The organism is Flavobacterium sp. AK-301, from assembly GCF_058310215.1.
Genome location: NZ_JBZEES010000013.1, coordinates 82839 through 88838, shown reverse-complemented (window position 1 = coordinate 88838; position 6000 = coordinate 82839). Strand labels below are relative to the sequence as shown.

At 32.7% G+C, this 6000-nt stretch carries 5 protein-coding genes and 1 tRNA gene; 4 read left to right on the top strand and 2 right to left on the bottom strand.

Going from position 1 to position 6000, the window contains the following annotated elements; translation table 11 throughout:
- On the bottom strand, window positions 1-837 hold an 837-nt coding region (locus tag AC4FQX_RS13805), incomplete at its 3' end, for a phage tail-like protein (protein ID WP_491168301.1).
- A 454-nt stretch (window positions 838-1291) separates the two neighbouring features.
- On the opposite strand from AC4FQX_RS13805, the gene AC4FQX_RS13800 reads away from it, so the two are divergent.
- The gene (locus AC4FQX_RS13800; RefSeq protein ID WP_491168300.1) at window positions 1292-2017 is read left to right on the top strand and encodes a BamP family beta-assembly machinery protein; all 726 of its coding nucleotides are present in this window, start codon (window positions 1292-1294) and stop codon (window positions 2015-2017) included.
- 67 nt (window positions 2018-2084) lie between these two features.
- Here AC4FQX_RS13800 and AC4FQX_RS13795 read toward each other — a convergent pair whose 3' ends face one another.
- On the bottom strand, window positions 2085-4037 hold the full coding sequence (locus AC4FQX_RS13795; RefSeq protein WP_491168299.1) for a KUP/HAK/KT family potassium transporter: 1953 nt from the start codon (window positions 4035-4037) through the stop codon (window positions 2085-2087).
- Window positions 4038-4318: 281 nt separating this feature from the next.
- Here AC4FQX_RS13795 and AC4FQX_RS13790 point away from each other — a divergent pair, with 281 nt between their 5' ends.
- The 3 genes from AC4FQX_RS13790 (at window position 4319) to AC4FQX_RS13780 (ending at window position 5772) form a co-directional block, all read left to right on the top strand.
- On the top strand, window positions 4319-5035 hold the full coding sequence (locus AC4FQX_RS13790; protein WP_491168298.1) for a MotA/TolQ/ExbB proton channel family protein: 717 nt from the start codon (window positions 4319-4321) through the stop codon (window positions 5033-5035).
- Entirely contained in the window at window positions 5016-5408 is a 393-nt protein-coding gene (locus AC4FQX_RS13785; RefSeq protein WP_491168297.1) for an ExbD/TolR family protein, read from the top strand. Before AC4FQX_RS13790 ends, AC4FQX_RS13785 begins: the two co-directional genes overlap by 20 nt.
- Before the next feature lie 290 nt (window positions 5409-5698).
- A tRNA-Arg gene (locus tag AC4FQX_RS13780) sits at window positions 5699-5772 on the top strand.
- Window positions 5773-6000 lie beyond the last annotated feature (228 nt).

The window sequence follows — 6000 nt, the reverse complement described above, 5'->3', positions numbered from 1 at the left end:
ACCAATCTTACCGGCAATACCTTGCGCTCCCTCTGGACCTGTGGGACCAATCTTACCGGCAATACCTTGCGCTCCCTGTGGACCTGCGGGACCAATCTTACCGGCAATACCTTGCGCTCCCTCTGGACCTGTGGGACCAATCTTACCGGCAATACCTTGCGCTCCCTCTGGACCTGTGGGACCAATCTTACCGGCAATGCCTTGTGCTCCTTGCGGACCTGCGGGACCAATCTTACCGGCAATACCTTGCGCTCCTTGCGGACCTGTGGGACCAATCTTACCGGCAATACCTTGTGCTCCCTCTGGACCTGTGGGACCAACTAACCCTCTGTTTCCGGTATTTCCTTTTTCACCTTTGGGACCTTGTAATAAGGCTTTCTCTTGCCATATCCTGCTTTCTTTCATATAGAGTTTGCTATTATCCAGATTGAGATAAATATCTTCGTTATTCCCTAATGAAGCAAGAGGCACACCTTTTCCGGTATGAAAAGAATTCCCTGAAATTATTTCAGCGTTTTCTTTATCTACTAAAAGGTACCATTTATTGTCAACCCAATAGTAGAATCCTTCTTCCAGTCCGCCTTTTTTAGTTACATTATATACCAATAAACCGTTAGTAGGCTTAAGTGCTATAGGTCGATAAGATGTTTCCGATTGTAACTCTATATGAGGAATAAGTACTCCTTTACTATCAGATTTAACCTCCAGCATGGCTGAAGCATCTGGTGTATGAGTGCCTATACCTACACCTCCACTTCTTATTTGGGCTCTTACTTGTTTCGCTAATAATAATACACTTAGTATTAAAAAACTTAAAATAATTTTTTTTTTCATCATAATTTGTGATTTATATATTCTGGATGATTACGAAAATTCTGATAGAAAAATTAAACGGAAAAAAGAATAGTTTTAGTATAGCTATTACTATTAGATAAAGGCTTCTATCAAAATATTTGATCTAATTTTATCTTTTAATTATAGTAATAAAAACCAAAATATAATTTTTTTAAGATATAATTTTTTAGTAATTCATAATAAGATACTATCTTAAGCTATTATGTGATTTCTATCATTATTCTTATATTTTATGTATTTACAAGCTTATACTATATTACAAAAAAAGTCAAATATTCATTTAGCATGATCCCAATGGTATGGTTCTATATTTTATTTCTCTCTTCTATTGTATTGAGAATATATGAAAGAGTGCTCTTAAATAATTAGTAGTATACTTGTTTTTTTAGTATATTTAATCAATAATAAATTTATTAATTTTATTACTAACCTATTTATGATCAAAACCAAACTTTTTATAGTACTATTATTTTTCGTATCACAAATAAGCTTTTCTCAGACAGAAAAACTAATTCAGGGTAAAGTTTTATCTGATAATGTTCCTGTTAAAGGAATAGAAGTAATTGATCTGGTTTCAAAGAAAACCACAGTTACAGATGATATGGGTACATTCTCTATGCTAGTAAACGCAGAAGATGTACTAATCTTTTTTTCCAAAATCTATGAGTATAACAAAGTACTTTTAACTCAGGAGGATATTGATAAAAATAATCTGATCGTTACTCTGACAAAAAAATCAGAGGAACTTCCTGAAATTGTAATTAAAAAACCGGTTCTCCCGGTTGCTCTTGATTTTAATTCTCAGAAAATTGTATATCAACACTATTTTGATGAACAAAAACTGGTTCCCAAAAACAGATTTGTCTACGATGGAACTATTGAGAGCGGAATGGATTTTGTCAAAATAGGAAAAGAGTTGCTTAATCTGTTCAGAAAGAAAAAAACTTCTCCAAAAATAGAGTTTAAAGAACTAGCTGAAACAACTTATGATCAGAGTTTTTTTATCAAAACTTTAAAACTGAAACCGGATCAGGTGGATCTCTTTCTTGAGTATTGCGATAGTGATCCTAAAGCAAAAACAATCTTTGATGATAATGATGTTCTGAAAGTAATGGATTTTTTAATGGCTAAGAATACTGAATTTAAACAACTACCAAAATAAAGATCAGATTCGGTAGTAACTAACCGGGCTGTCTGAAAAAGACAGCCCGGTTTTTTATAAATCTTTATTATTTTACTCTTGTCATATGTACTTCTTTCTGTGGTCCAATAATCAGAGGAAAAGATTCAATGGTAAGTGAACTGGAATCTAATCCGAAAGCTCTGTCTTCGGCTAAGCCTAAACGTCTTAATACACTATAGCCATCAAGTATCAGTTTTTCATAGAAAGGTAAGTCATTTTCATAGGAAACAAATTTCTCAATAATAACAAATCTAAAATCACCTATAATATTATTTTTATTCAGAGAAGCGTAACGACTAGTAATATCTACTTCTTTTGATTTTACCATATCTTCTACTACTTTTTTAAACATCAAATTAACGCGCGGTACAATACGGAATCCTAAACGAAAATCGATACGGATCACATCATCATGAATAAACTCACTTACTTTATATTCCATACAATATGGTTCATCGACTACATCTACATGAACAAACCAATAAATATCTGCCCTTTTAGGCTGTTTGTGTATAATAGAATACATAATCTTAGACTCTATTTCATTGCGATTATCTGCACTGGTCAGATACACCAAATGACTTGCATATTTAGAAACGCTTAAATCTCTGCTCAGATCTGCTAATATCGGTAAATAATCATTTAACTTAACGAATGCAACATAACGATTTCTGATTTTTCTGGCATAATACCAAATCAGCATGGTTGTCATTAACATAGTAGCTATCAAAATAGTAATATACCCTCCGTGCATAAATTTACTTAAGTTAGCGATCAGAAAGGAAACCTCTATTATAGCATACATTGTGATACAGAGTGCTATTAATACAGGATTATATCGTTTTAGAATCATATAAAAATTAAGTAGCGTTGTAGTCATCAGCATGGTCATTACAATTGCCAGTCCATAAGCAGCATCCATTCCGGATGATTCTTTAAAGTGTAAAACAATCACGATACAGCCCGCCCAAAGCATCCAGTTTACAGAAGGAATATACAATTGACCTTTTAATTCTGTCGGATATTTTATTTTTACTTTGGGCCAGAAATTCAAACGAATAGCCTCATTTATCAGTGTGAATGAACCACTAATCATCGCCTGACTGGCAACAACAGCTGCTAAGGTTGCTAAACCAATACCTATCGGCATAAACCAATCCGGCATAATTGCATAAAAAGGATTTGTAGCTCCTGTTTGCGCTAGGGTCTGTCCTTCGTGTGCAATTAACCAGGCTCCTTGTCCAAAGTAATTTAAAACTAAAGTAGTTTTCACAAAAATCCAGCTTACCCGAATATTCTGTTTTCCGCAATGTCCCAAATCAGAATATAAAGCCTCTGCTCCTGTGGTACATAAAAATACCGCACCCAAAATCAAGAAACCTTCAGGATGATCGAATAACAGTTTATAAGCATAATAAGGATTCAAAGCGGTAATAACACCTACATTAGTACTTAACTGAATCACACCAAGTACTCCTAAAGTAGAAAACCAGACGAACATTACAGGTCCAAAAAATTTCCCCAAAAACTTAGTGCCAAACTGCTGAATGGAGAACAATAAGGTTATAATTATTAAAACAATTGGTATAGTCTGGATATTTGGATTCAGAACCCTTAATCCTTCTACTGCTGATGATACAGAAATAGGAGGTGTAATAATTCCGTCCGCCAAAAGTGTACTTCCTCCGATAATTGCAGGGAAAATAAGCCATTTTACTTTTGTTTTTCGAATTAAAGTATACAGAGAAAAAATCCCTCCTTCTCCTTTATTGTCCGCCTGAAGCGTAATGATAACATACTTTACTGTAGTCTGTAAAGTAAGTGTCCAGAAAATACAGGAAATAGCGCCTTTTACATCGTCTGCATTAATGACATGAGAACCTATAATGGCTTTCAGAACATATAATGGAGATGTTCCGATATCACCAAATATAATTCCTAAAGTAACTAATAATCCTGCTGCTGATAGTTTGTGAACTAATTGATGATTTTTTCCCACAGAAAATTAAAATTTTAAACCGCGAATTTACAAAATATTCAAACATAGCATCTTAAAATAACTGAAATTATTAACAATAGTCTTTTAACTGATAACTAAGAATTTTTACTATTTTTATTTTAACTGAAAAAAGCGTTATTTTTGTGCTAATTTTAAAAAAAACAGAACTATTTATAGCATAATATATATCTTTGATAAAAATACAGATCTGTATAACATTTTCCGACAAAAATCGTTTATACAGTATAGTAAATTTCACCCTTAAATAAAGAATATTTTTTATGATTATTTCAAATTTTCTATTGCAAATAGATACCATCGCAAGTAATATTCCTGCTACACTTGCAGAACAGGTTGGTACTAAAGAAGTTTCCTATTTACAATTTTTAATGAAAGGCGGAATAATGATTGTTCCGATATGTATCTTATTGTTTTTTACTTTTTATATCATTTTTGAACGCTATATTTCTATTAAAAAGGCAGGCAGGCAGGATAAAGATCTTATGAACAACGTAAGATATGAACTGAGATCCGGTAAAGTGGAAATAGCTGCAACATTATGCAACAGAACTAATACTGCTTCAGGAAATATTCTGGAAAGTGGAATTTCTATTATTGGTCGTCCTATTAGTGAAATAGAATCGGTAATGGAAAAAAGAACTAACCTAGAAATTGCACAGATGGAAAAAGGGCTGGGTTACCTTGGATTAATTTCCGGGATTGCTCCTATTCTCGGTTTTATCGGTACGATATCGGGGGTTATTAAAATATTCTATAATATCTCTATTTCGGAGAATATCAGCATCGGTAATATTTCAGGTGGTCTGTATGAAAAAATGATCAGTAGTGGTGCCGGTTTAGTAGTAGGTGTAATTGCCTATTCTGCTTATCACTTACTGAATATGATGATTGATCATTTTTCTTTAAATGTTCAGAAACAAGTTTTAGATCTTATCAATATAATCCAAGAGCCACAAAATGAGAATCAAAAGAAATAAACGTTTTTCGGCAGAGATACCGACATCGTCTATGAGCGATATCATGTTCTTTTTATTATTATTTTTCCTTATTATATCCACTCTTGCAAATCCAAATGTTATTAAACTGATGTTGCCAAAGGCGGAAAGCAATGAAACAACAAAAAAACAGCATCTTAGTTTATCCGTAACAGAGGATAAGCAGTATTTTATTGACAAACAAGAAGTTTCTTTTGATCAGATCGAAAGTCTCCTGAGAGATAAAACAGCCTCAAGTGGTGATAAAACAGTAATCATACGTATTCCTTACAATCTTCAGGTACAGGATTTAGTGGATCTATTACAGGTAGGCTCTAAACTGAAACTGAATTTTGTTATTGCAACTTCAAGATAAAACAGTTAAGTATACAATACTTCTAAAATCAAAGCTCGTCATTATTGAAGACGGGCTTTAATTTTTATAAACGTCCCCGGTATCTTTTTATGCTTCGTTTTAGTAATCAGTAAAATACCACTTCTTTAAAAAAAAATATTATAAAAATTACAATAAACAAGGCTATTATTCTTGCAATTAATTTTAGAAAATTGTTTCTTTGCTAAATATTAGTGTTTCAAATCATTTTATAATGTCGGATAGTTTATTCTTAATCGTAACAAGCTATTTTAGTAATACATATTAAGATTGGAGGCATAGCTCAGCTGGATAGAGCACCTGCCTTCTAAGCAGGCGGTCGAAGGTTCGAATCCTTCTGCCTTCACAAAAAACCTTACTGGAAATAGTAAGGTTTTTTGTTTTCAGTCATTTTTGTTTAAGGTTTTAAAGTTCTCGGAGTCGAAAATCGGAAAGATTTAAAATAGGTTCACTATGACTCTTTTACTATACTCTATCATATGGTCAACTTTATCATATTTTGAATATAAATTCTTTTTTTGTAATAAAACAAAATGTAAAGAAAATCTTAAAAAAAACACAATTAAGTTAATTT